We start from the raw sequence: 25,746 nt of genomic DNA, 5'->3' as shown, positions 1-25,746 counted from the left end.
ATTTCGTGTGGTTTCAAGGCGATTTGTTAGCGGTAGATTCGAATCATGGCTTGTGTGCCCTGAGTGTCGCCGCTTTCTAATGCTGCTGTCTGCTGAAAGTTTTCTGCAGCTAGTGTGGTTCCTGTAAGACCGTGATTTGCGTCAGACAAAGACTGTCCGACAAGGCGTAGATCTTTTCGCATGTCTGTTATCTTGAATCCTGGAGCGAAATCTCCCTTAAGAATTTTCGGTCCAAGATTGCTCAGCGCCCAGGAGCCGCCGGCTCCGGTGCTGCACACATCAATTACCAGTTGCGAATCAATACCTGTTAATTCGGCAAATCGAATTGCTTCTGTGACGGCAACCATGTTGACTGCGCAGAGAATTTGATTGCAGAGTTTGACTGCTTGTCCGGATCCTGTTGGACCGCAGTAGGTGATGCTTTTGCCAATGCATGCAAAGAGTGGTTTGGCTTTTTCAAAGTCGGATTCAGCTCCACCAACCATGATGGTCAGTGTGCCATTTTGAGCGCCGATATCACCACCTGATACCGGCGCATCAAGAAAGCGCATGCCGAGCTTGTCCAATTCTTGAGCCAGATGTTGTGCGCATTGAGGACCAGTCGTGCTCATGTCTATAAACAGCGTGCCTTTCTTTGCTGCTTTGGTCACAGCATTTGCGCCAAGCAGCATTTCCTCAATATCGCTAACATCCGAGAGACAAAGAAAAACAACATCAGCTTGGCTGACTGCATCAGAAGCCGAGCCGATTATATTGGCGCCTGCTTCTGATGCTACTCTCGCTCCGGGTCTACCGGGTGTTCGATTCCAGCCGAAAACAGAGTGTCCTTTGGTAGCCAAATTGGCCGCCATTGCACCACCCATAATTCCGAGTCCTAGATATGCCACGCTGGTCATAATGAGATGCCTCTTAATTAATTGGACTGTTCGACGATTTTTACGCTACCGCTTGCTCCTAGAGTCGATAATGCGTCGATTGCATATTCGAATTTTTCCAGAAGTCCGGGATTGAGAATTACCACGAGATTTATTTGACCTGCCTCATTTTCACGATTTGGTGGTGTGAACTCCAGGCGAGCGCTTGAGTCTCTGGTTGCTCTGCGTAAGTGATTATAGAATTCTTTGCGCCACATTGGGCTTGAAGATTCAAGACCGTCGCCGGTCAATTGTTGAACCCATTTCGTTTTGAGTTCATCCTGGTCGATTTCACGGACACCCATTCCGAAAGAGACGCCGTTGTTTTGCAGGTCTTCCAGAATTGTGTGAAATCTCTGGCGTTTGTTTTTCTCGATTCGGAAAGTGAAACGAATTATTTGCGGGTCAAGTTCGTCGGCACTTTCAGGACGAGCTTCGTGTTTTACGTAAAAGGTCATGTTTCTGCATATGCTATGCAGTTCCGAAAGTAGAGCCATGTTGTGTTGATACCTGCTCTTACCTCCGTCGTGGTTGTTGTTAATCATGATTTGACTCCAAAACAAAAATGCCGACTCACGGGGAGTCGGCTGAAGAAAACTGGCACCACCTGCAGAGCGCTAAAGCTCCTAGTGGGAATTAGAAATACTCATTAGATGAGGTTTTCTGGTTTGAAATACCTGAATAAAAGAAACTATGTTTCAATCTAATTTCACAGTAACAAAAAGGGTAATTTCAAATAAAGCTTCTACAGACTGGTTAATTACAAGTAAAGTCCTCTTTGAAAGCCTGCGCAAGCTAGTACAGACTGGCTTTCAGGGCTTTTTGAAACCTAGCGAAGCTAGTGCCCCTTGGCAAGTGTTTGTTGTCGTTCGGTTGCCTCTCGAGCGGTTAGCGCAAGCGATGATTCAGAATTTCTATAAGTCATAAATATCCAATAGAACTTTATTGATTTAGTAGAAGCAAATTTTGTAGGTTGAATTTCCATTTGACCTAAGTTCAGCAAAGAGATCCGTTTCTACCAAAGTACGCGCCAGACTCAAACGATAAAAGTTCGCCATGCAGGCGAACGAAGAGAGGCGAGGTGATAGAGATCTCTGTCAACTGCTGAGCTGCTATTAACTCCCATTGAGGAATACAACCATGAACAACAAAGAAGTTAGCTTCTCCAACCTTCAACAAGGTTCTCGCAGTCAGATTACGGAGACGGGTGCACACACCATTCGCAACAAAGCCGACTGGCAAAAATTCTGGGAACGACATTCTCTCAACCGCCAAGACGCACCTAAAGTCGATTTCAGAAGAAATCTAGTCGTAGGCATTTTTCTTGGACAACAGCGCACAGGCGGATACAGCATAGAAGTTGACCGCATCGAAGATACAGGTTATGACCTGCTCATCTACACAAAGACGACAGGACCGGAAGGTCTTACAATCCAATCTTTTACTCAGCCATTCTGCTTCATCACCATGAAGAAGATTAAGGATCGAGAAATTCGCGTCGGTGGACTGAAGTAAGCCAGTCACTTACAGCGAATTGAACGTGGCAGCCGGTGTTGTTTAGCGCTGGCTGCTATTTACCTATCTTAGGAGATAAGAATATGTCAGAAAATCAAGAACAAAAATCTCAACCGAATAACACCAAAGCCGGCGACGCACAAAATCGTCAAATCACTGTTGACGGCAGCATGATGGTCGTGCAAGAAGTACGTATTGTTCAACTCAAGAAAGGGTGCAACATTATCCAGGCAGAAGGCGTGCCCAACAACGTAGATAAATCATCCATTATGTGTCTTACGCGCTCGGCTAAACAAGGCACCATCAAATCGAAGTCCTTCCGTCCAGCAGAAAGAATGACGGCGCAGAGAGCCTTGGATGAATTGAAAGGCTGTGAGGTGTTGGTTCATTACACGACGCCATTCAAGCTGCAAACTTATAACGGTATCGTTGTTGCCGGTAACAGTGAGGAACTTGTTCTCGCCCGTCCCAACGGTGTAACTATGATCGCTAAGCGACCGGAGGCAATTAGTGCCACTAAGACGCTTCGTGATGTAAGGGAGATGCCCGCATTGGAATTTGAGATTGAGTCCAGCGAAGATCAAGAAGTAGATATCGCAATCCTTTTCCATGCGCATCAGTCGCTGCAATGTCCTATTTCTCACAATATAATTTTCGATGACAAAAACAAAGTCATAACGAGCTTGGAAAGCAACGTTTTGCTGTCGAATAACAGTGGTTGTGACTGGTCGGATGTGACGATGAAGGTAATGACAGGACAGCAAGAAGAGGATGGACTCGGTGGAAGTGCCAGATCGATGCGTCCCATGATGGCCGCTGCGTCCTTTGCTGCTGATTCATACTCGCTTGAATCCGCCGGCGGTGCAGAAGTTGAGTCTGTGGGTGAAAGGAAACTCCTAGAACTTCCCCCTGGTATAAATCTCAAGAATGGCGATAGCAAGCTGATTCAATCAAACCTGGCGACAGACGTACCCACTTTGTGTGAATACTACCTGAATGTAGGGGAGTATGATAATTTGCCTGCCCAACAAAAGATCACCTTTAAGAACCTCGCTTGCGACAAGTCAACCGGAATGGGCAAGCCAATTGCGGCCGGCTCCATAAAGTTGTATCAAAGGGATAAGGCCGGTAACTTACAGCTGACGCACAAGCAATTACAAATGCCTGATGTTTCTGTTGGTGAACCCGTCCCTCTTGAGCTTGGAGATGTAGCTGATATCAAGGCGACTCGACGAGTGACGAGTCAGGAGGACAAGTTTGTTGATGACAATGGCAAGCCTCTAACTAAAGAAGCTTTGGAAAAATTCCAAAGGGCTCAAGCTTCGCAGACTAATCGAAGAATCGTTCAGCAAAATATAGTTCGGAGCGAAACTTTTGAAGTTTCCATCAAAAACTTCAAAGATGAGCAGGTGTTGGTTGCAGTTAGGGAAGTTCTGGGTCTCGGACAAAGCATTCTCAAGCCGTCATCCTTCAAGTCCGAAGAATCGGGCAAACGGGTTTCGACGACAGTTAAGGTACCTGCTCGCACTAAGAAAGGCGGCGGTGAACTGAAACTGACTTATGTCAAAGAGACCCGATTTAAGCAAGGCTATCACGTGGGAGACGTGGACAACAAATAGGATCAACACGTAGTTCGAAAGAAAGAGAGGTACGCATAACGCGTGCCTCTCTTTCTATTTACTCGTACAAAAGCAGTTTTAGGAGAACTCAATGAAACGTAGACCCAAAGAGATAAGCAAGATGAAAAAGCGTTTTAAGTTCTGGAAGGAACAGCGCGATAAAGATATCGAAATCGGAACAATCGTTCGCAGCAAGGAAATGACTCCTAATCGTTTTCGTAAGCTCCATCCGCAAGACTGCGGTAAGCCTCGTTGTGGTCTTTGTTCTGGACACAAGCGGTTTTCTGAGCCATCTGTAAACGACTTGATCGCCGACGACCGTGAACGCGATCAGTTGAAGGATGCATTGAATTGGAGAGATGAAAATGACAACGAGAAAAACACGCAAGAAAGCGATTCGGAGTGAAGCGACGAAAATATCGTTGCTGACCAACGACGGACGAAACAACATCTATAAGGAGCAAGCAGGGCTCTTTATCACCCACCAAATTACCGGCTCGTCCGAACGTGACGGCACCAGGTTTTACGATATTGCAATACAACTTTCGGCAAATCCGAAACGCAATAGCCTTGAGGAAGTCGTTGAAGCAAGATTTTTCCTTGGGCCGATGTTCGGTGATAAGGTGCTGAAAGTCGAGGCGCCCAATTTGCGAATCGCAACTAAGGCATACGGTCCTATGCTCTGTACAGGCGAAGCGACACTGAAGGATGGCGCAGTAATAGAGCTGGTTCCAAGATGGATCGACTTCGAACATGTAGCACTCTTGGAAGGCAAGCAAAAGGCTGAACAGGAGCTTGCGGACTTGCAACAGAAGGTAGATGGCATCAAGAAGAAAATAGCCGCCTGGCGTGAGCGAGGCGGATGCGATAAAAACGCAACTCCGAAGTCAGACGGTGCGTAGACAGACACTAGATTCAAGGACAGTGCTTGAAATTTGCACTGTCCTTTTTTTGTTGTTAACAGTCTACTAGTGCATGTAGCATAACGACACCGTTTGCCGAGGCAGTCGTTCTAAGCTGGTTCAGGATCCTGCTTTGCCGTAGATGGACTCGTAGTTCCAGAAGCTTCCGAAGACTTTACGCACATAGTCGCGAGTCTCTGTCATGGGAATATCTTCGACGAATACATCAAAGTCTGTTTGCCCGGAGTCACGGAATTTATTGAAGAGAGTCTTCAAGGCGTTTGGTCCGCCGTTATAACTTGCAACACCGCAGAGTGCATTGCCGTCAAAGCGATGGATGACGTATGACAAATAATCGGTGCCGAGTTTGATATTGTTTTGCGGTAAATGAATATCACTTTCGGCTGATATCGGTACGCCCAAGCGTTTGGCAACTCCGTATGCGGTTCCTGGCAGTAATTGCATCAGACCAAGAGCGTGCGAGCGACTAATAGCCATGTGGTTGTATCTGGATTCTTCTCTGACGAGAGCATGGACAAGAAGAGGATCAACATCTTTTGCTTTTGCTTCAGAAGCAATTGCTTTGGCATGAAGCAGTGGATATGAAAGCAGCCACAGTCCAGATGCCTGTGGTTTGCCGACCAGTGCACGACTGGCTGTGTTGATTGCTTCAAGAGGCAAGTTTACAGCTGACAATAACCAAGACTGCAATTTTGCATGCGCTGTCTTGGCTTGAGGTGTTGCCGGCGGCAAGAGATCAATACATTCTTGGAATTGACGCAAGTGTGACAAGATAGATATTGTAAGACCAAAGTTTTTGGCGATATCCGTATAGCTTATTAGTTGTGGTGGCTCCGGCCAAGACCATTGTTCATTGGGATGTTTGCGTCCCGGTTGTGTAGTCCAGCCACGATCATGTGAACCGCTTAGAGCCGCCAGGCGCTGGCTGGCTCTGTAGCCATAGTAGTTGGACGCATACTGTTCATGTGTTGCTTTGTAAGCTGCAATCGCTTGCGTGTTCTGTTTGAGGCGCTCATTGAGTTTGCCTATCCAGAAGGAAAGTCTTGGCGCCGACTTGGCCTGTGGATATTTAGTTATGGCAGCATGAGCAGATGCCAGTGCTGCAGCAGTTTTCCCTGCTTTTGCTTGGTGCCACATGAGCCACCAAGATGATTCGGGTGCAAAGGCTGAAGTGGGATGTGTTGCTAGGATTTGTTTGTAATATCCGTCGGCAATATCTGGAGTTGCTGCTCGAAGCGCCAAATTCCATTGCGCAGCATCGGCAAAGCGATCGTTGAGACCAAGCACCATTTGCCATGTTCCGATTGCTTCTTGTTTCGTCTGCATCTGGCAAAGCAAAGTGGCAGCATCCGGCACATGAGTGGAGGTTGCATGTTTCATTATGTCGGCTTTTAATGCCTCGGCAGCTTCAGCTTTGCGTCCTAGTCTATAGAGACAGTTGTCTTTTTCAAACCAGCGCGTATCGGAGTCTTTCCATTCAGCTAGAGCCTTGTTCCAATTGGCTGCTTTGTAATAAACGAGTCCAAATAGATCATGATCAGCTTCAGTTGCCGTATAGTCAGGCAGAGCTTGCAATCTGTTAATGATCGTTATGGCGAATTTTCCGTTGGGACTTTCTTTTAGATAGTAGCGGAATAAGGCAAGTCCTTGATCGCGAGTAATTGACGAATCAATGAGCATTTCGCCTAAGTAATATGTTGCACCAAGCGCGAATTGCGTCTGGCTAAAATGCTTGTTTACATACTCGAATGCTTCTTTAGCTTTTTGTTGTTCGCTTGCGCGTAAATAAGACTGAGCCAAATTGTAGTCGGCATTGGCTTGCACTTCTGCGCTGTCACTTTTTTGTTTGATGGCATCAAGGGATTTGCGAACTATGTTTTCCAGTCCCAATGTCGCTGCACATTCGGAGATGTGCCATTGACTGCGTTGCCAGAGTCCTTCGTGATTGCTCGATTTTTCAAATAATTCAATTGCTCGTTGTTGATCTTCTTTGTTGGCACTTGTCTCAAGCAAGCGTGCCAACACATAACCTGCTTCTTGTTTGGTTTGCTCCGGAGTGCCGTGGAAGTTATATATCGATTCGAGTTGATTGCGAAACTCTTCTTTGGAAAGTGTTTTTTGTTGAGCTAAGACGTCGGTTAATTGTGGAGGCGTTGTTGATGAGTCAGACGACGCGGCGCAACCGGTGGAAAAAATTGCCACCATGGAAGCTGATGCCATGATTCTCTTTATTGCCAGCATGTACTGCCCGAAGTTAAGTTTTGCTGGTAAAGATGCTAGCATAGGGAAATAGTAATTAGAAGGTAATGTGACCGCGCTGTCATGAGATATTTCGACAACGCATCTACTACTTACCCGAAGCCCGAGGAAGTTTATCGGGCGCAGGATGCATTTTTGCGTTCAGCGGCAAATCCTGGGCGGGGTGCGCATCAATTTGCTCTTAATGCTGAAAGGCAAATTTTTGATTCTAGGCTGGCAGTTTCCGAGTTTCTTGGTATACGAGATGCTCGCCGATTGGTGTTTACAGGCGGCTGCACACAATCGTTAAACATGGCTCTCAAAGGCTTATCCTGGCAGCCGGGAGACGCTGTCTTGACATCGGCGCTTGAGCACAATGCGATGATGCGCCCGCTTGAACAACTAAAAAACCAAGGTGTTGATGTTGTTCAATTGCCGTATGCGAAGTCTAACGTTATTAGTGCTGATGATTTACGAAGTGCGCTCTCTAGTAACAAGATTCGACTCTGTGCGATAAGTGCTGCAAGCAATGTAACTGGCGAAACGGTAAATTTGGCCGATGTAGCTCAATTGTGCGCGCAACACAGAGTTCCATTGCTCGTTGATGCAGCGCAATCTGCCGGTGTCATTGAGCAAAATATTGACGATTTAGGAATTAGCATCTGGTGCGCATCCGGACATAAAGGACTAATGGGGCCGCCCGGCGTTGGTTTGTTGTATGTCAAATCATCTATTGAAATTGAGCCTTTGATTTCCGGCGGTACCGGTTCGAATTCTGAAAACTTCGCTATGCCTTCGGATTATCCGGATCACTTGGAGGCAGGAACGCTTCCGGGACCGGCAATTCTTGGATTAGCTGCCGGCGTTAAGTTTTTGGCAGATAGTGGCATTGCCAAAATTGCCGAGCATGAACTGAGGCTAGCCGCAAAATTCCTAGATTGGGCTGAGACGCAACCGCATATCCATATATATGGACCGAATATATGGACCGAAATCTATTACCGGCAGACTGGCGGTAGTTTCTTTTTCTATGGACGGCATGACGCCCGATAAAGTGGCAGATATTTTAGACAGTCGCTACGGCATTGCCGTCCGTCCTGGCTTGCATTGCGCTGCAGCGGCGCATCGGACATTGGGGACAATTGATGCCGGTTTGGTGCGGGTAAGTTTTGGTTGGTTCAATACAGTCGCCGACGTGGAATATTTTTGTCAGGCACTATCAGAAATCGCTATACTGGCTACTAGATAGTGTTTGCAATATGGAATCCCTAACCGGAGATTGTCTATGAGTACCACCATTGCTCACGACGCGGTTACCACGTTTTCGTTATCGGCAATTGAACAATTAAGTGGACTCAACAAGCTGATAGATCCGGATGTTTTGCAGGCAATAAATAGACCCAAACGGGTGATTGTTGTCGAAATTCCATTACGACTGGACAGCGGCAAGTTTGTCACGTTTCAGGGTTATCGTGTGCAGCACAACGATGCGCGTGGCCCGTTTAAGGGTGGATTGAGATATCACCCGGATGTGGATATGCTCGAGGCGCGAACACTGGCGCATTTGATGACGTTAAAAACAGCTGTAGTAAACATTCCATTCGGTGGCGGCAAAGGCGGAATTGCTTGCGATCCTAAGCAATTGAGCCCTCGCGAATTGGAAAGATTGACGCGCAATTTTACTAATTTGCTCGGTGAAAATATCGGACCACGTATCGATATTCCTGCACCTGACGTGAACACAAATTCGCAGGTGATGGCTTGGATTGTTGATGAATACTCAAAAACGCATGGGCAATCCTGGGGCGTTGTAACAGGCAAGCCATTGGAAATAGGCGGCTCGCTAGGACGTGACGAAGCAACAGGGCGCGGTGTCATGTACGCGGTACGTGAGGCTGCGCGTGAAAAAGGACTGGATTTAACCAAGTGCCGCGTTGTTTTTCAAGGTTTCGGCAATGTAGCCTCTTATGGCGCACGTTTAATTGAACAAGAATTGGGCGCAAAAATCATCGGCGTCTCTACGTCGCAAGGCGCAATTTACAGCCCGCGTGGGTTTGATTTGCTCAGTGCAGAAGCTCATTACAGACAAAATCGCGGCTTGAAAGGTTTTGCTGAAGTTCAGTGGATGACCAACGAAGAATTACTAGAGCAAGAGTGTGACATTTTGATTCCGGCTGCTTTGGGCAATGCCATTACTCTCAAAAATGCCAAACAAATAAAAGCACAAATTGTTGTTGAAGGTGCAAATGATTGTACGGACGCTGCAGCCGATGACATTCTTGCAAAGCGTGGAGTTTTTGTTGTGCCGGATATCTTGGCGAACGCTGGCGGTGTAATTGTGTCCTATTTCGAATGGGTGCAAAATCTCAACAATCACTACTGGTCGGTGGACGAAGTGCGTACTGAATTGGAAAGAATTATGGTGGCAGCATACAACCAGGTGTCAGCTGTGGCTAAAGAGCGCCAGTTGACTATGCGCGAGGCATCCTACATTGTCGCTATTGAACGTGTGGCTAAGGCGATGATCCTGCGCGGTTACTAGCTTTGACTAGGGTAAAAACAACAAAGTGGACTCGGTAAGCAAAGAAAAAAACGCCGTCTCACAGTCATGCCTTGACCGTTGGCTAAACGCCAGTATTTTGGTGCTTGCTCTAAGCGTCCTCATTTTCCGCCTGTCTTGGACCGAGGCCGATCCGGATTTGTGGGGACACGTGCGCTTCGGACAAGATGTGCTGCGGCTCGGCAGGCTGACGGAAATAGATCCCTACTCGTATGTCAATGCAGGCTTCAAGTGGATAAATCATGAATGGTTATACGAAACGCTTATGGGATTTATGTTTAACCAGTTTGGTGGGTTTGGGCTGATTAGTATTAAGTTGTCTGTTGCCCTAGTGATTCTTTCTATTTTCTATCTTTGCTTGAAACAGCATGGCTTTCGTATGTTGCACGCACTAATTGCGTTAACGTTTGCTGTAACTATGATGTTGCCTTATTTGCAAACGGTACGCCCGCAATTGTCGACATATATATTTTTTACCCTGACTTGCTTGATTCTTAAACAGTCTGAGGGGCGTAAGTATGGATATCTATTTTTTCTGCCGCCAATTTTTGCTGTTTGGGTAAACATGCATGGTGGTTTTCTTGCTGGATTGGCAATATTCTTTGCTTGGAGTTTTGCACACCTGTCCTTGAACTACAGGCAATTAAGTAGAAAACAGATTTTTCTGATACTTACATCGGTGCTTTTATGTATAGCCGCCGTCCTGGTCAATCCCTATGGCTATGAGCTAATTACGTTTTTGCTTAAAACTGCCACCACGCAACGACCTGAAATCGTTGAGTGGGTGCCTATCAAAATCGCAAGTGTTTCTGGATTGTTTTACCTGGCAACAGTGATCATTACAGCTCTGAGTGTGATTTTCAGCAAAGTAAAAGCGAGTCCGCCACTCTCATTGATCTGGGTAATCACTGTTATCGCTCCAGTGATCGCCAGTAGGCATTTGCCGCTGTTTGTGATCGCCACATTTGTATTTCTTCCGCAGCAAATTGCAAATTGGTTTCGACAGCATGACCCAACATTTGCGCAAAGCGGCTATCCTTCTTATTCCAGCAAATTCAAGACCGTCCTGATACTAATGTTTCTTGGTGCCGCTAGTTATTGTGTCGTCAAAACAGTTACTAGAGGATCAATAGAAATACCTCCGGTATACCCTCAAATAGCAGTTGAGCTTATTAAAAAGGCCAATATCCGAGGCAATATTGCCACTGGCTACAATGACGGCGAATACATAATTTTTCACTTGGGACCCAAATGCAAAGTTTCGCTGGATGGAAGACGGGAAACGGTTTATCCGGACAAAGTATATTTGGAAAACTTAGCGTTTCAAGAGGGAATTGGTCAATGGGACGTTTTGTTGACAGGCTATCCAACAGATTTGGTGCTTGCCGGAAAAGACGCAGCTGTTTTTAATTTGATGAGGCTATATCCGAATTGGCATTTAGTATACGAAGACGATCAGTATGGCTTATTCGCCAAGGCAGACTCCGAGCAAGAGGCGAAGCTTTTGGCGTCAAAAAAAGAACTTCCAGCTCGCAAGAAATTTTTCCCTTAAGATAATCGACTCTGCCATTCGTGGAAAATGTCCACAAAATACTAAAAGGTATAGTTAAACCTGTTTCAAAAAACATGCAGGTGGCTTAAGACGAAAGACAAAGTCCTTCGCCTAAGCCATCTGATTGATTTGTTTACGGCACGACGTAATACTTGTCTTCGCATTGTTGTCCTCCGCCTCGCGGACCTCCTCCGTTACGGCATTCTCGCCTGACGACGTGAGATGGGCAACCGGAGAAAGTAATTTCCGTATTGGAACCGGATATCTTCTTGAAGGTACCGAACCCCCAGACGTTGTGCGATAGATCGGAGTCGACAAAGAAGTCACCGTTGAAAGTTTCCCCTTTGTCCGATTTCCAGGACTTATCTGATTCGCGCAACCAGAGCGTGCCATCGCGGTCCAGCACTTTAACAAGTTTGTCATCAGTAAACGGGCTGTCGTCTTTCTGATACCAAAACCTGCGCGATGTGCCGTTCGAATAATGTATCGCTGTGACAGTCGCGTCGCTGCCACATTCAAGGTCACAGCCGGTAGCGTGCCAGATGTAACTCACCTTGGCTTGTTCTTTCTCAAGAGCGCCATAACCTACTGATGAGGAAAGTTCAGAGTAGTCGTAGAATTTGGCGTCGGTCTTTTGGTTGTCTGAAGTGACCCAATTGTCGCCGTCTTTTCTATATTCCTGACCGGTTGGCTCTTGGCACCATTTTAACGATGACCGGAAGTTGGAGTAGCTGTAATCGAATTGGCTGAGTGAGTTATTCGGTCGTTCAGATATCAATGCCTTATGTGCCTTGGTGTCGTAAGTGACCGTATTGTTGGTTGGACTGACTGCATCGGAAAGATTTGCTTCGTTTGCTGAACGCTTGATTGTGGCAAAGTTTAAGCCGGAGTTGATCTCGTATTCTGTAAACGAGTAATCACCTTTGAATTCTTTGCCGTCATCCGATGTCCAGCCGTCTGATCCCTTCTGCCAATTTCTGCCTGAAGGATCGGTCAAAGCGATGGGCTTGTGCTTATGAGGACCACCTGTTTTGTTTGCATCACTTTTGTCGTAACTGAATTTCCAGCTTTCGCCGGTAGCTGTGCTAATTTGGCTAACCGAGCCGTTATTATTTGCGTAGACAACATAGCCCGACGGATGAATGAGCATGACAATGGTGTCGTCACGAAGTCGTTTGAGTACTGTCTCAAAGCGATAGTCTCCGTAAATATCCTTGGCTAGATCGTAATCGCCTGTCCATGTTTCACCTGTTGAGGCTGTCCATTGATGCTTTTTCTCATCAGTGAGAGTCCATGTCTTTCCTTGTGGTTCAACAACTTTGCTCATGATGAAGTAATAGCTTTTCCAAATTACCCCGGTTTCTTTTCTTGTGTAACCGAATTCCCACAATTGTCCGTCGGGGCGTTTGAGCGCCAGAAGGTTGTCGTGGTTGTCCAGGAGACTGGAGCCAGGCTCAAGTCCATCGGTGGCCATTTGCAATTGTGCCGGAGTCATGGTCGGCTCTATTGGTATTGAGTTTAGGTAAAAAAGGAGACCGAGGAGACCAAAAAATATCAACAGGTCTTTCTTGAAATTGGATGAAGAGTGCATAATGACCTCCAGTAGGACTAAGATTCCAAATTGCAACGAGAAAAATCCCAAAGGCTTCGCGCCTCCGGGGTTTTTCTTGTAGTCGTTGATTAGTGCCGCTTTTGAGCTATTTCAATTGCTAGTGGTGATATGAATATCTATGTCCAAAGTAGCAAATTGACATAGGTAAATTACAGGTATTTCGCCCTAGGTTATAGGAAATTCCTCTAGCAGACGTCGCTGCAAAGCCGGGCTATATGACAGTTCCGAGGCTCTAGCGCAGCTCTGCGAATCGACTGTGTCTACTGGCGCACGAGAATGACAGAGTGGTCATCTTCAAAGACGACTTTCCAGTGTGGATCTTGTCTCAGTTGGGCGACCAGTTTTTCCTGGGGGCGCATGAATACCCAACCGATGTTTCTCTCATTTAGCTTGTTTGCAAAATCGTTTTCACATTTTGCTAGTCGATAGTATTCGTCGACCAGCTTACTGCCATACATATCGAATCGTGTATCAATGAACACTTTCGGAGCCGGATTCATGTGCAGAATCATTACATTGCCGAATTGTGGGTCATTGAGCAGATTGCCTGCTGGTAGATTTGATTGTAAATAATCTAGGGCTTTCATTGGTGGATGAAAGGCGGCACTTCGCTGGGGGATGGCGATTTTTATTGTGTCTCGTGTGCTTGTCCAATAGACTCCTGCTACCACACTTAAGATCATCAACATTGTGTAAACGAGGAAATTTACTGTCGATTTGATTGGTTTTGTGCTTGCAAAAAACTGAATAATCGTCATGCATTCAATGATTGCTGAAAACGGTATGAGTCTGCGGCAAAAAATACCGGCAGCGACGGACAGAACAAACAAGGCAACTGGGAAAACACCTATAGCTCTCTTGTCGGTTTTCATTGACTGTGCAAGTGCAAATATGCCTAGTACGGCAAGTGCTATGTAAGGTAAAAATGTTGGTGTCGCTAGTTCGGAAATGGTTAGCGGTTGCAACTCTACTATGTGTTTGTTGAAGTTAGGGAAGAATAAATCGGGTAGATAGCGCCACAGATTGACACCATACGGATTAACAAGACTGGCCATAATAGATGCCGCCAAGCATGTGAACACGGTAGGGGCAGCTTGATTGGGTGCAGATTTTGGCAGAGAAATGGCAATGCAAATTGCCTGTACTAATAAGAGTACAATGCCTAAAACAAATCCGCTGTGCAAATTGCACCACAAAACCATAAGCAAGAATATAGCCAGCACGTGTTTACGGCTGATGGTTGATTTGTTGAGCGCGGCAACATCAAAGGAGATTGCCAAATACATGGACATAAACAAGTACGACCAGATTTCCGGGCGCGCAAGAAAATGGAAACTTGCGGCGAGGGTAGCAAGTAGTACGGAAACATAGGACAGCCAGGATAATTTGCCTAAGAAGTACGCGCGGCAGATGGGCAAGACAATGAATGCCAGCGATAGAACTTCTGCTGTTAGGCAAAGCAACGCAAATATGCCGCCAGTTTTATAAGTCGCATAGAAGATAAGATTTGACAGCCACTGATACATGACAAAGCCATGTCCTGCTTGAGTTGCATTGAAGGTGTAAGAAAAAGGATCACTGCGCACAATTGCGCCTGTTTCAAAAATGAGTTTGCCCAGAGCCAACTGCCAACATGTATCAGGGTCATGCAGGGAAACGCCGGCTACGAAGCAGCCGGCTATAAAAGAGAGAAGAAGGACAAAGAAGAAAATCATGAAAACAAAAGCGTAAAATAGTAAGGCGATACCTAGTTCTGACTCTATAGGCACAGTTGCTGCTTGTCAATCGGCTGGGATCGAGGAAGAGGGTTTGATGCGGCTCAAAGTACTTAAGTCTCTAGATATCCTTTATGCTGCCCTTGCCATAGTCTGGTCAGTCGGACTTATTCTGTATGTCTTCAAACTTGCATTAAGCGCGGAGTTTTTTGAGCAAGTCCGCGCTCACGGAACGTTCTTTATCGATTTCGTCAAATATTATGTGTTGGGCAAAATTATTTGGGCCGGTCAAACCAGTGGCATCTACAGCCCAAGTGTTCAGTTGGACTTCTACAATGCGCTAATTGAGCCGATGCATGTGGACAGCGTAAGCTATTCTCAATATCCACCGCATTTTATGGTCATGCTTACGTGGCTGCCATTGTTTTCTCTCAATATTGCTTACCTTATATGGAATTTTGGTGGGCTTTTGCTGTCGATAGTTGCGCTCAGGGTAGTTTGGTTGAAAACAAACAAGTTGTCCGGCATGGTCTTTGCGCTGGTGGTTTTTTCTATGATTGCTTCATTGTGTGGATTTCGCACTATGTGTTTGGGGCAAACCAGTTGGTTGTATTTGTCTATAGTTTGTTTGTGGTGTTGGTCTCTTTTGAAAAAGAATCAAATTGCCGAAGGCATTGCACTGGCTTTGAGCACTATTAAGTTCCAGTACACTCCGTTCTTGCTTATTCCGGCATTGGTTGGCTTTCGCAAGAAAACTCTACTATCGTTTGTTCTTGCCGAGTGTCTAATGCTTGCTGTAGCCGGTATTGTGTTGGGTTGGCCGAACATCGTTGGTTATTTAGGAGTGCTGCACGGAGCCGAGAACAATGTAGGCGTAGACGGTGTATTCCCTGGGGAAATGGTAAACCTTCGAGGTTTGCTCAGCAATATACTGCCCACTACGCCGGCACTATATCTAAGCGCCGCTGTGATGTTGGCTGTTTTGGCGGTCAGCTATTTGCGGGCTAGAAACAGTGCTAAATCTGATGCCGGCTCAAATAATTTGATAGTACTTAGCGTGCTGAGCGCTTTGCTGTTTAGCTTGCATACTCATTTGTATGAGTGGGTTCTTTTGGCTTTGCCGGCCGTATTAATGCTTGAGCCAGCGGACTTGCCATCTATTCTAATACTGCCTGTTGGACAGCGGTTGAGCCTTTTGCTGCTTCGCTTTTATCCTATATTTGGTTGGCTTGTTCTTTTCTTGCCGGTGCCCATAACTGTAAGAACCATGATCTTGTTTGTCTACGGTTTGGTCATGTGGCTATTAGTCTGGCGCAAGAGTGATGCGAATGAAACGGTTACATTTCATTGACATTCATGCGTCTCTAACGTAATGTGCTACACATATTCATACTTCAGAAGGAGACAGCCTGTGAGCACACAAGCGGCAAGGTCAATGGATCAACTGAAGGACAATGTGCTGACTGACAGCATCGCTATTCTGGACTTTGGCTCACAATATTCGCAATTGATAGCACGAAGAGTCCGCGAACTGAATACTTATTCTGAACTTTTACCTTTCCACATAACTGCTGAAGAACTGAAACGACTGAATCCGAAAGGAATAATCCTCTCGGGCGGTCCCAATAGTGTTTATGAAGAAGGAGCTCCGCTCTGTGATCCCAATATCTGGAAATTGGGCGTGCCCGTGTTAGGTGTTTGCTACGGTATGCAGCTTATGGCGCATCAATTAGGTGGCACTGTTAAGCCTGCTGAAGTGAAAGAATTTGGACGAGCTACTTTGACGGTTGTCCATCATGGCAATTTGTTCAAAGACATGGATTCGACAGTTGAAAGCTGGATGAGTCACGGTGACAGCGTAACTAAACTGCCGGCAGGCTTTGAAATTACAGGACGTACGATGGCAACGCCTGTGGCAGCCATTGCTGACGAAGAAAGATATTTTTACGGTGTGCAATTCCACCCGGAAGTAGTGCATACAATTGGCGGACAAGACATCATTCGTAATTTTGTTGTTGGTGTCTGCAAAGTCAAAGGTAGCTGGACGATGAAGAAATTCATTGATGAGGCTATTGCTGATGTTCGTGAAAAAGCCGGCGACAAGAAGGTCTTGCTTGCTTTATCCGGCGGTGTAGACAGCTCTACCCTGGCGTTTCTCCTGCATAAGGCTATTGGCGATAATTTGACCTGTATGTTTATCGACCAGGGCTTTATGCGTAAAAATGAGCCGGAATGGTTGGTGGAAACTTTTGAGCGCGATTTCAAAATTCACGTTCATTTCATCAAGGCTCGCGATCGCTTTTTGGAAAAGCTAGAGGGCGTAACTGATCCGGAGGCAAAGCGTAAAGCCATTGGTGCTGAATTTATTCGCGTATTTGAATCGGAATCGAGAAAGCTTGGACCATTTGATTATTTGGCTCAAGGAACTCTTTACCCGGACGTGATTGAATCAGCCGGCACAAAGATAGATCCCAAGACAGGCGAACGCGTGGCCGTAAAGATCAAATCCCATCACAACGTGGGTGGATTGCCGGAAGACTTGCAATTCAAGCTTATTGAACCATTTGCCAAACTGTTTAAAGACGAAGTGCGCAAAGTGGCAATGGAACTAGACGTCCCTGAAGGCATACGCGTCCGCCACCCGTTTCCAGGTCCTGGTCTGGCCATCCGTGTTCTCGGTGAAGTAACCAAAGAAAGATTGAAAACGCTGCGCGAGGCAGATTGGATTATTCGCGAAGAAGTAAAAGCTCATGGTCTATATCGCCAAATCTGGCAAGTGTTCGGTGTGCTTTTGCCGACAAAATCTGTTGGCGTTATGGGCGACCAACGAACCTATCAAAACCAAATCGTTATACGTGCAGTAACATCCGAAGACGGCATGACCGCCGACTGGGCCCGTCTGCCTTACGATCTTCTAGAAGTCATAAGCCGCCGCATAGTCAACGAAGTCCCCGGCATCAACCGCGTTGTCTACGACATCACATCTAAACCACCAGCCACCATCGAGTGGGAGTAAATCGGATCGTAGAAGCAGATCGAGCGAAGCCAAGCCTGGCTAAGGAACTCGAAGCTGAGCAAGCGCGGCGATGAGCCGTGCGTTAGCGAAGCGCTCATCGCAATGCCGGACGGCTAAGCGAAGGCAAGGAGACGAGACTAAATGTCTCGTCGGGCTCTTCCGGAGCGCTAAATTAAGTCCCTTCGCCGAGACCGGTTAAGCTGAATTTGCCTGATTTCCAAGTGTCAGCCATTACAAACTTCTGTGCAACTTGTTGAATTGGTGCACCAAGAATCTTGATGCTCTCTATATTTGTATTGCCGACTATTTTGTTTGCCAGACGCATGTAGAGCATCTTCTGCGGATCGAATTCCATTGTTCTTGCGCACGTTGCATCCACCGCCGCGACGTCTGAGCCCGCGACGATAAAGCCAGTTTCCTTGGCGTAACCGCTTAATGGGCCGTTGCCCTCCATGGACACGACGGCATCCACAAGGGCAAATCTAGGCTTCACCATATGAATAATATCCATGATGCAAATGTCAACACCTGTCGTATGCAAAATATTTTTCGGCCAGCCGTACTTGCGTCCCGGCACGGTGCCAAATAGATTCTTCATTGAGCAAGTCATCCCTGCCCATTGATGCGTTTTTAGCTTTGGCAAACTGACAACACAATCTGCTTCCATGACAGACTTGGGCATCAAGAATGTTTTGATTGGTGTGAATCCATGTGTATTATCGACACTCACCAGGGAATCCATATTTAGATCGACAAATGGCACTCCCAGTTTGGCGCACATAGGGCCAATGCCTGTCGCTTTCAAGAGATATTCTGTATCGCGAAATTCTGCCGGTCCGTCGGCAACTACAACTTTCTTCGCGCCTAGAAAACTTAAAAGCTCAACGGCAACTTTGATAATGGCAGGCTCTGTCGTTAATGGTTTGCCGTCTCTGTATTCCACCATATTAGGCTTCAACAGGACACTCTTGTTTTTGAGATCCGGGAGTCCGAGTTCACCGGCATATTTTTTCAATTCAGGCAGCGGATCATGTTCATAGGATGGACATGGAATTATAGCTACCGTCGAAGGGTCGACTCTACGTCTGGAAATTTGCTCAGCATTTGGTTCCGGATCTTTTGGTGGTTCATTACTTGTGCAGCCGGACAGGGTAGAAGCTGCAATGCCGGCTTGCAGGAATTTTCTTCGCGAAACTCGTTTTGAATCGTCTTTTTTCATTTGTTTGGCAGCTTGATATCGAGCTTTACCGGCATGGGGAACTTCAATGGATTTTCTTCTTCTATCTGCAAAGCACAGGCAGCAATTGCTGTAAGGTAAATGCTGCCACCAAATGATCCGTCGCCATTTTGATGCTGGGCAAGCATTTGCAACTCTTCTTTTGCGTCGTGACCAAAGCAATTGCGAGCCAGCGCCGCCCAAGCAAGTGCCATGGTCGTATTGTTTTCCTTGGAGGTTTGCGTTAGAAAATTTAGACCGGTCTTTACGCGCTCATCATCTGGTCTGTCTTGCAATGCAATAACTGCCTGTGCGGTAGTGACCGCATAAGCAGGAAGTTGTTCAGTTAGGCGGACATTTTCTCCGTAATTCCAACCACCACGTTTGCAATACCTACTATAAAGATATTCTTCGGCCAAAGAAATTACCGACTTTAGAGGTTCTTCATTTGTTCGCTTTGTGCTTTTGATTGCCATCAGCGCATACGTCGTCGGCTCAACCAACATAACCGTACCCGGTAAGAATGGCCATCCACGCCCGGCTGGAAAATTGGATGGCAGTTTGAGCAGCCAAAAAATCCAACGCAGGAATTCAATATAGGCTTGCCGGCGACTATTAATTAGGTATTCATAGCCGCTATGTAGAAAAGCCTGCTTCCGGCTATCGAGTTCCATCTTTTCAGCCATTAGCTTGAGGGATAGAACCACCAAATTGGATGTCCAATCAGACTGCTTATCATTTATACCGGTTGCCCAACCACCATCGGCTAATTGGCACTTTTGAAAGTATTGCCAGGTTTGCTCAGCAATTTCCTTGTGGGAGCGGAGGGCAATTGCACACCAAGCGGTGGATTCTAATGAAGCGTCGCCACCGGGTCTGTACGGCCAATAAGGCTGCCGGTGTTTTAGTAAAAAAGATTCCGCCCGTTTAAGGCTCGCGGCATTGGTGTTCGAGGTAAGCATGTTGGTAAGTTATGCCCCTGGCTTGATTCCGGGTTTTCGTTAGCACTGAACATTGGTAGCTTAACATTAATAAAGCCGGGTACCCGTTACTTATAAGACTAGACTGGGCATTATCCTGATGTAGACTACTGGGTAAATCTGGAGGTGAAAAGCTAAATCCGTTACCCATGCCCAACATAGCTAGCAAATTCGACTTTTGATTTTTTTACTAGGTTAACTAACTATTTTTATTGCTAGCACCACAGAGCTCACGAGCACACGCTCGTCTAAAAGCATACGCTTCTAGATGAACTGCTGTAGGTGCTATCAGGAGGTTTACTATGAATACAATGAACCAATTTATCAACGATGAGTCCGGACAAGGCATTACAGAATATGGTGCGATCTTGGCCTTCGTTGCGTTGCTAATCGCCATGCTCTTTACTCAACAGAGTGCTCTCAACGGCGCTATCAACAAAGCATTTACAGCTGTAGTTACTCAGCTCAACGCTATCAGCACATAGAGCAAGCTGATAAAACAAATTGCGGCTCGTCTGATAAACAGTCAGTACAAGAGCCAATTTTTGAAGGGGAGGGTAAATTTTTACCCTCCCCTCTGCTTAGATGCGAGCAAGGGGTACTATGAATATGAAGATTGCAAACCAGTTTATTTACGACGAGTCCGGCCAAGGCATTACTGAGTACGGCGCCATATTGGCCTTTGTGGCCCTGCTCATTGCCGTGGCGTTTACACAAAGCACCGCCTTGCAGCAAGCAATCAACAAGGCCTATAACGAAATGGCCACTCAGTTGAACGCAGTTTCGACGTAAAAAAGTTGCTCGAAGGACAATTCCAGTCTGATAAATAGTCAGTATTGGAGCCAATCTTCATGGGACAGCGTTGAATTTTATATATGTAACGCTCCGGCTGCACTTCGTTTCGCCTTCGCTAGGCAGCTGCCATGCCACGCTCCACTCCGCATTTGATTCTCACAAGTCCGCTCCATAGCGCCTTCGTCGCTATTTCGCTACCCGCAACGCTTCGTTCTCGCTGTTGCTTGTGATCAGTTATTCGGTCATCAAGGGATAAAGTCCAGTGAAAAAAACATTGTCCTTGCGGCATTAATATGCGTTAATAGTAAATGGTTAATCTTTCTCGGCTCTGAAGGGGGAACCGTAATGAATCCATTACGTGCGTTATTTCTAAGTCTTTCGCGGATGCATCCGGCTGTAATGCTGATAATCATCCTTGGTTTGGCAGTTGTTGTCACCATGATGGTTATGGGTCAGTTAGGCGAGTCCGAGAAGAAAGCAAAAGAACAGGAAGCGGCCTTAAAGGCTAAGTACGAACAAAAAGTCATGGTGGTTTTTGCCACCAAGGACATCCCGGAGGGAGCAACAATTGCTTCTGATGGTTTAGAAGAAAAAGAAGTTGAATCGGGTCGCGCACCAATCGATGCTTTAACATCGCAAAGTTTGGCAGTCGGCAGAATTGCAAAAGCAACAATTCCGGCCGGTCAAATAGTTGGTTCACACGATCTGGTACCAGAAGGAATATCAGTCGGATTTGAATCCAAAATCAAAGCCGGCATGCGTGCGGTAACATTCGCTATCGATAGCAACTCCGGAGTGTCCGGATTTGTTGGTCCTGATAGTCACGTTGATATTATCGGCTCGGTTGGCTCCGGTCGTGAGACAAAAGCTAATCCGATATTGTCGGATGTGAAAGTCATCGCAGTTGGTACCACTTATCAGCGCTCGAGTTCGGCTGGAGCAATTCAAGCTAACTCCGTGACTGTTGAAGTACCACCAGCTGATGCCGCGAAACTAATCAAAGCTGTAATGGCCGGTAAGCTTTATCTGACTCTGAGAAACGACAAAGACCATACCCCTGTAGCGGTTGTTGACGTTACATCAATGTTTGAAAAGCCAATGGATCATTCCGATATGGCATCCTTGCCGCCGCCGCCGGCGCCGCTTGCACCGCCTCCTCCAATGGGTGGCGATATGGGTGGTTCGACCTTGGCCCCGGCTGAACATGAAATCGAGTCCTGGAGTGGCAGCAAGAAGGAGGTCATCTCCGTTCCGAGAAATTAAGGTTTGTGAGGATATATGCCTGCCTGGGTACAAATAGATAAGAACTCTTGTATCTGCGGTGCCTAGGAGGCTAAAACTCATATGAAACTGACCACCCTGCTCGTTTGTGATGCCGGTCTGGATAAGCGTCAAACCATTGAGGATCTTATCCATAGCCAAAACAACCTGGCCCTAATTGGGACGGTCGCCGGCGGAATGGCACGTGAACAGATAGCCAGCTTGCACCCCAAGCTTGTCTGGATTGAGCTTTCCCCAGCTCCTGTACGTGGTCTGTCCTTATTAGCCGAACTGAGAGAAGCCTACCCGCAGCTCTACTTCTTCGTGAGCTACGAAGTTCCAGACCCTGAGTTGATTCGCACCGCGTATCGACTTGGGGCTTCGGACTTTTTGGATGCCGAGCGCTGGCGTACTGACCTGCCGGCAGCTGTCCAGAGCATTATGCTGAAGCACCAGTCTGAATCAGTATCAGTCGCTCAAGGTAAAGTAATAGCTGTCTTCAGCCCAACAGGTGGCATCGGCGCAACAACTATTACGACAAACCTTGCAGGTTATCTGTCTAAACATGGCGAAACAGCTATTGTCGACCTCGACTTGCAATTTGGTATGGTCGCACATTATCTGAATCTTGAGCCGTCATTCAGTTTAAGCACAATCGATTTTTCGCATACTAACTTCGATGCTACTTATCTGCGCAACTTGATGACCAAGTACGATGATAAGTTGTCGATTCTGGCAGCACCCCCGGAACTGGAAGACATTGGTGATATCTATGCTGCTCAGATTCAAGAAATACTGAATACTGCCAAGAGCGAATTCAAGTATGTTGTTGTTGATTTGCCGAAAAACTTGCTGGATGAAAGAGCAATTGCCAGCCTTGACTTCGCTGATCACGTAATCGTGCTGACCGAATACAATTGGTCGGCGATTTTGAATGCTCGTAAGTGTCTTGATACATTCAAGGCGCACTACAATCAGGAAAAATTGTTGCTCGTTATCAACCGTGCGGAATGGTTGCCTCACGATGTACTAAGTGAGTGTAGAGCTAACTTGAACTATCCTGTTTTTGCCGAAATTCCGAGCGATGCCAAAACTGCTAAGTGGGTTAACAACCAGGGGCAAATTGCACCCGGACACACAGCTCTTGGTAAAGCTATGGATACTATTGCACGGCGCTTTGCCGGAGCAGAAAAGCTGTTGCTTACTGCTGAAGGTGACAAAGCAGCCGGCTTCAAATTGCCGGGCATTTTTGCCAAGCGCAAGTAACTAAGGTGGTGACTTAAATGTCTGAAGAGAAAAAAGATGAAAATTTGCCGGCCCGTCCAGCGTCCTCTTTAATGGGACAACTGGTAAGGCAACGTCAGGCTTCCGGTGAGTTGGCTTCGACCGCGCAACAAGGTGGCGCTCCCGCTGCTCCTGGTGGCGGAACAGGCGTAGCATCCGGACAGGCAGGTAGTGGGGTTGCAGGTGGTGCCGCTGGTAGTGGCGTCAGCCAGCAGCCGACACGAGCTGATATCGAGCGCATCGATCGTCCCGAAGCTGATTACACTGGACAAATTCAAGAAGCTGCTCCGGTTGGTGATGCTAAAGTCAGCGCTAACCAAGCCCTAATCAGAGAACGCGAAAAGGTCATCATTGATCAACTGAGACGTGAACTTGATACTTCTCGTTTGACGCAAATTAGTGAAGACACGCAAGCTCAAGTGCGTAACCGCATTAGAGAAATGGTCAATTCAGATCCTGCTCCATTGACAATGATGGAAAAGGGCAATTTGCTGCAGAACGTCTTGGACGAAGTCTTTGGTTTTGGACCTCTTGGTCCACTACTGAGAGATCCGGGCGTAGGTGATATCTGCGTCAATGGACCATTTTCGGTATATGTAGAACGTCACGGTAAGTTGGAAAAAACTCCAATTGTATTTGAGAATGAGCGTCACTTGAGACAAACGATCGACAAGATCATTCAGCCTCTGGGAAGACGTCTCGATGATTCTTCGCCAATGGTGGATGCACGTTTGCCTAACGGTTCTCGTGTTAATGCCACCATTCCTCCGGTATCCATCGACGGTCCGACACTAACAATTCGTTGTTTTGGCACCACAATTATGTCGCTGGGTCAGCTGGTGGAAAAAGGCGCCATGTCCGTGCAGATGGCTGAAGTGCTGAAAGCTACCGTTAAAGGAAGAATCAACACAATCATCTCCGGTGGTACAGGTTCCGGTAAAACAACTTTGCTGAATGCTTTGTCTGCGCACATCGGTCACCGCGAACGCATCATTACGATTGAGGACGCGGCTGAATTGCGCTTACAGCACGACCACTGGGTGCGCATGGAAACTCGCCCGCCCAACGTGGAAGGCAAAGGTCAAATAACACAGCGCATGCTTGTTATCAACGCTCTCCGTATGCGTCCTGACCGAATAATCCTCGGGGAGTGCCGTGGTGAAGAGGCGTTCGACATGTTGCAAGCCATGAACACCGGTCACGGTGGATCCATGACCACAATCCACGCGAACTCACCGCGTGACTGTACAAAACGTCTGGAGAACATGGTCATGATGGGCGGCGTTGATATGCCGGCTAAAGCGGTGCGCGAACTGGTATCAGGCGCTCTGCAAATGATCGTGCAGATTCGCCGTTTGGAAGATGGTACGCGTCGAGTAACTGAAGTAGCTGAGATAACAGGTATGGAAGGTGATGTTATTGCTATTAACACACTCTTTCACCTTGAGCGTGAAGGTCGTGATGCTCGCGGATTCTTCAAATGTAAACACGTTGGTTCCGGATTGCCGCCGAAGTTCCTCGAGCAGTTGGAACAAGAAGCTGTACCGTTCAAACTCGAATGGTTGCGGTAATCTGAGCGTTAGCAAGGAAAGGACAGGCTAAATGACTACCTTTATAGGCGCGCTTGTTCTGCTTGTCGTACTCATGGCCGGGCTCATGGTTTATGCCTACATGCGTCGTGAGCACGAAGCCGAGCGATACCGCTTATCCAAGCATCAACGCAAGTTGCTCGAGAATGAGCCGCTGTCTTCACAAGACGGCAATATATTCTTGGAGCAACAACAAGACTACTTGGGCCAAATATTAGCCCTTGCCGGACTTGAAGCTCGCTATCAGGAAATGCGCACACAATGGATAATGTGGGGCGTTGGTGGTGCCGTGCTGTTAGGTGCTGGAGCACTCACGGTCGGTCCCGAGTTTGCCATTGTCGGTGCAATTTTCGGAGCAGCAGCCGGTGCTGTAGGCTTCGTCCAATTCCTTAAACTAAAAGTCTCGCAACGGCAGAAGAAACTCACCGAGCAATTGCCGCCTGTGCTTGAAACTATGGTTAGCTCGCTAAAATCAGGCTCGCCAATTTTGGAAGTGTTCAAGACACTTTCCGATACGGCGCCTGAGCCAATTCGCGGTGAATTTAAACGCGCGCTGGTATCACTGCAATTAGGCAAGTCTTTCCGAGATGTTTTAAACGAGATGTGCGGTCGTATCCGTACGCCGGACTTTCGTCTTCTCACCCAGGCTATTTTTATCAGCCAGGACGTAGGGGGCAACTTAGCTGATGTTGTGGCGACTATCTCAGAAGCTATTCGTGAAAGATTCAAATTGCGCGACTACTTAAACAGCTTGACCGCACAAGGAAAAATGACGGCGCTTTTTATTGGCAGTCTGCCATTTGTGATCACCGGTTTGATTTATGCGATAAGCCCTGCCTATCTGACAGGCTTCTTCAATAATTTCTGGGCGAGAATTGTTATGGGTGGCATGATTTGTTGGGAGCTTATCGGCTTCTGGATACTCATGAAACTGACGACGTTCGAGGTATAGGGATAG

The 25,746-nt window shown here is 46.9% G+C and carries 23 protein-coding genes; 16 read left to right on the top strand and 7 right to left on the bottom strand.

The window, feature by feature from the left end; all coding sequences use genetic code 11:
• Positions 1–26 precede the first annotated feature (26 nt).
• Together K2Y22_05895 and K2Y22_05890 are read right to left on the bottom strand one after the other, a co-directional pair.
• Entirely contained in the window at positions 27–896 is an 870-nt protein-coding gene (locus K2Y22_05895) for an NAD(P)-dependent oxidoreductase (protein ID MBX9877973.1), read from the bottom strand.
• Between the two features lie 17 nt (positions 897–913).
• Entirely contained in the window at positions 914–1,459 is a 546-nt protein-coding gene (locus K2Y22_05890; protein MBX9877972.1) for a hypothetical protein, read from the bottom strand.
• 595 nt (positions 1,460–2,054) lie between these two features.
• On the opposite strand from K2Y22_05890, the gene K2Y22_05885 reads away from it, so the two are divergent.
• The 4 genes from K2Y22_05885 to K2Y22_05870 all read left to right on the top strand — a co-directional run bounded on the left by K2Y22_05885 (position 2,055) and on the right by K2Y22_05870 (position 4,950).
• The gene (locus tag K2Y22_05885; GenBank protein MBX9877971.1) at positions 2,055–2,429 is read left to right on the top strand and encodes a protease complex subunit PrcB family protein; all 375 of its coding nucleotides are present in this window, start codon (positions 2,055–2,057) and stop codon (positions 2,427–2,429) included.
• 83 nt (positions 2,430–2,512) lie between these two features.
• Entirely contained in the window at positions 2,513–4,048 is a 1,536-nt protein-coding gene (locus K2Y22_05880) for a hypothetical protein (GenBank protein ID MBX9877970.1), read from the top strand.
• Positions 4,049–4,139: 91 nt separating this feature from the next.
• Positions 4,140–4,454, top strand: a complete 315-nt coding sequence (locus tag K2Y22_05875; GenBank protein MBX9877969.1) for a hypothetical protein — start codon at positions 4,140–4,142, stop codon at positions 4,452–4,454.
• Positions 4,414–4,950 carry a hypothetical protein gene (locus tag K2Y22_05870; GenBank protein ID MBX9877968.1) on the top strand — a complete coding sequence of 179 codons (537 nt, stop codon included), beginning with the start codon at positions 4,414–4,416 and terminating at the stop codon, positions 4,948–4,950. Before K2Y22_05875 ends, K2Y22_05870 begins: the two co-directional genes overlap by 41 nt.
• Before the next feature lie 120 nt (positions 4,951–5,070).
• Here the strand turns inward: K2Y22_05870 and K2Y22_05865 are convergent, their stop codons facing one another.
• Positions 5,071–7,191: a transglycosylase SLT domain-containing protein gene (locus tag K2Y22_05865; GenBank protein MBX9877967.1), complete on the bottom strand. Its 2,121-nt coding sequence runs from the start codon at positions 7,189–7,191 to the stop codon at positions 5,071–5,073.
• 102 nt (positions 7,192–7,293) lie between these two features.
• On the opposite strand from K2Y22_05865, the gene K2Y22_05860 reads away from it, so the two are divergent.
• Genes K2Y22_05860 through K2Y22_05845 form a run of 4 tightly spaced genes read left to right on the top strand, consistent with a single transcriptional unit; the run spans position 7,294 to position 11,321 of the window.
• Positions 7,294–8,262: an aminotransferase class V-fold PLP-dependent enzyme gene (locus K2Y22_05860; protein MBX9877966.1), complete on the top strand. Its 969-nt coding sequence runs from the start codon at positions 7,294–7,296 to the stop codon at positions 8,260–8,262.
• Positions 8,180–8,458: an aminotransferase class V-fold PLP-dependent enzyme gene (locus K2Y22_05855; GenBank protein MBX9877965.1), complete on the top strand. Its 279-nt coding sequence runs from the start codon at positions 8,180–8,182 to the stop codon at positions 8,456–8,458. Before K2Y22_05860 ends, K2Y22_05855 begins: the two co-directional genes overlap by 83 nt.
• Positions 8,459–8,494: 36 nt before the next feature.
• Complete coding sequence (locus K2Y22_05850) at positions 8,495–9,751, top strand: Glu/Leu/Phe/Val dehydrogenase (GenBank protein ID MBX9877964.1); 1,257 nt, start codon at positions 8,495–8,497, stop codon at positions 9,749–9,751.
• A 25-nt stretch (positions 9,752–9,776) separates the two neighbouring features.
• Positions 9,777–11,321 carry a hypothetical protein gene (locus K2Y22_05845; protein MBX9877963.1) on the top strand — a complete coding sequence of 515 codons (1,545 nt, stop codon included), beginning with the start codon at positions 9,777–9,779 and terminating at the stop codon, positions 11,319–11,321.
• 133 nt (positions 11,322–11,454) lie between these two features.
• Here the strand turns inward: K2Y22_05845 and K2Y22_05840 are convergent, their stop codons facing one another.
• Both K2Y22_05840 and K2Y22_05835 read right to left on the bottom strand, forming a co-directional pair.
• Positions 11,455–12,816, bottom strand: coding sequence for a hypothetical protein (locus K2Y22_05840; GenBank protein MBX9877962.1), 1,362 nt, complete (start codon positions 12,814–12,816; stop codon positions 11,455–11,457).
• Between the two features lie 377 nt (positions 12,817–13,193).
• Positions 13,194–14,702: a hypothetical protein gene (locus K2Y22_05835; protein ID MBX9877961.1), complete on the bottom strand. Its 1,509-nt coding sequence runs from the start codon at positions 14,700–14,702 to the stop codon at positions 13,194–13,196.
• Positions 14,703–14,745: 43 nt separating this feature from the next.
• On the opposite strand from K2Y22_05835, the gene K2Y22_05830 reads away from it, so the two are divergent.
• Both K2Y22_05830 and guaA read left to right on the top strand, forming a co-directional pair.
• Entirely contained in the window at positions 14,746–15,999 is a 1,254-nt protein-coding gene (locus tag K2Y22_05830; GenBank protein ID MBX9877960.1) for a DUF2029 domain-containing protein, read from the top strand.
• Between the two features lie 84 nt (positions 16,000–16,083).
• A complete protein-coding gene (gene guaA / locus K2Y22_05825) occupies positions 16,084–17,664 on the top strand; it encodes a glutamine-hydrolyzing GMP synthase (GenBank protein ID MBX9877959.1) in 1,581 nt (526 codons plus the stop codon).
• A gap of 172 nt (positions 17,665–17,836) precedes the next feature.
• On the opposite strand, the gene K2Y22_05820 is transcribed toward guaA, so the two are convergent.
• Both K2Y22_05820 and K2Y22_05815 read right to left on the bottom strand, forming a co-directional pair.
• Entirely contained in the window at positions 17,837–18,883 is a 1,047-nt protein-coding gene (locus tag K2Y22_05820; GenBank protein MBX9877958.1) for a DUF362 domain-containing protein, read from the bottom strand.
• A complete protein-coding gene (locus K2Y22_05815; GenBank protein ID MBX9877957.1) occupies positions 18,880–19,842 on the bottom strand; it encodes a terpene cyclase/mutase family protein in 963 nt (320 codons plus the stop codon). The genes K2Y22_05820 and K2Y22_05815 overlap by 4 nt, the downstream gene beginning before the upstream one ends.
• 320 nt (positions 19,843–20,162) lie before the next feature.
• On the opposite strand from K2Y22_05815, the gene K2Y22_05810 reads away from it, so the two are divergent.
• The 6 genes from K2Y22_05810 to K2Y22_05785 all read left to right on the top strand — a co-directional run bounded on the left by K2Y22_05810 (position 20,163) and on the right by K2Y22_05785 (position 25,740).
• Complete coding sequence (locus K2Y22_05810) at positions 20,163–20,345, top strand: hypothetical protein (protein MBX9877956.1); 183 nt, start codon at positions 20,163–20,165, stop codon at positions 20,343–20,345.
• A gap of 118 nt (positions 20,346–20,463) precedes the next feature.
• Entirely contained in the window at positions 20,464–20,652 is a 189-nt protein-coding gene (locus tag K2Y22_05805; GenBank protein MBX9877955.1) for a hypothetical protein, read from the top strand.
• Positions 20,653–21,000: 348 nt separating this feature from the next.
• A complete protein-coding gene (gene cpaB, locus K2Y22_05800) occupies positions 21,001–21,918 on the top strand; it encodes a Flp pilus assembly protein CpaB (GenBank protein ID MBX9877954.1) in 918 nt (305 codons plus the stop codon).
• 81 nt (positions 21,919–21,999) lie between these two features.
• The gene (locus K2Y22_05795) at positions 22,000–23,181 is read left to right on the top strand and encodes an AAA family ATPase (GenBank protein MBX9877953.1); all 1,182 of its coding nucleotides are present in this window, start codon (positions 22,000–22,002) and stop codon (positions 23,179–23,181) included.
• A 17-nt stretch (positions 23,182–23,198) separates the two neighbouring features.
• Positions 23,199–24,770, top strand: coding sequence for a CpaF family protein (locus K2Y22_05790; GenBank protein ID MBX9877952.1), 1,572 nt, complete (start codon positions 23,199–23,201; stop codon positions 24,768–24,770).
• A 31-nt stretch (positions 24,771–24,801) separates the two neighbouring features.
• Positions 24,802–25,740 (top strand): type II secretion system F family protein, encoded by a 939-nt coding sequence (locus K2Y22_05785; GenBank protein MBX9877951.1) that lies wholly within the window; start codon positions 24,802–24,804, stop codon positions 25,738–25,740.
• The last annotated feature ends 6 nt before the right edge of the window (positions 25,741–25,746 follow it).

Source organism: Candidatus Obscuribacterales bacterium (assembly GCA_019744775.1).
Classification (GTDB): domain Bacteria; phylum Cyanobacteriota; class Vampirovibrionia; order Obscuribacterales; family Obscuribacteraceae; genus SBAT01.
This window is presented reverse-complemented; position numbering and strand designations above follow the sequence as displayed.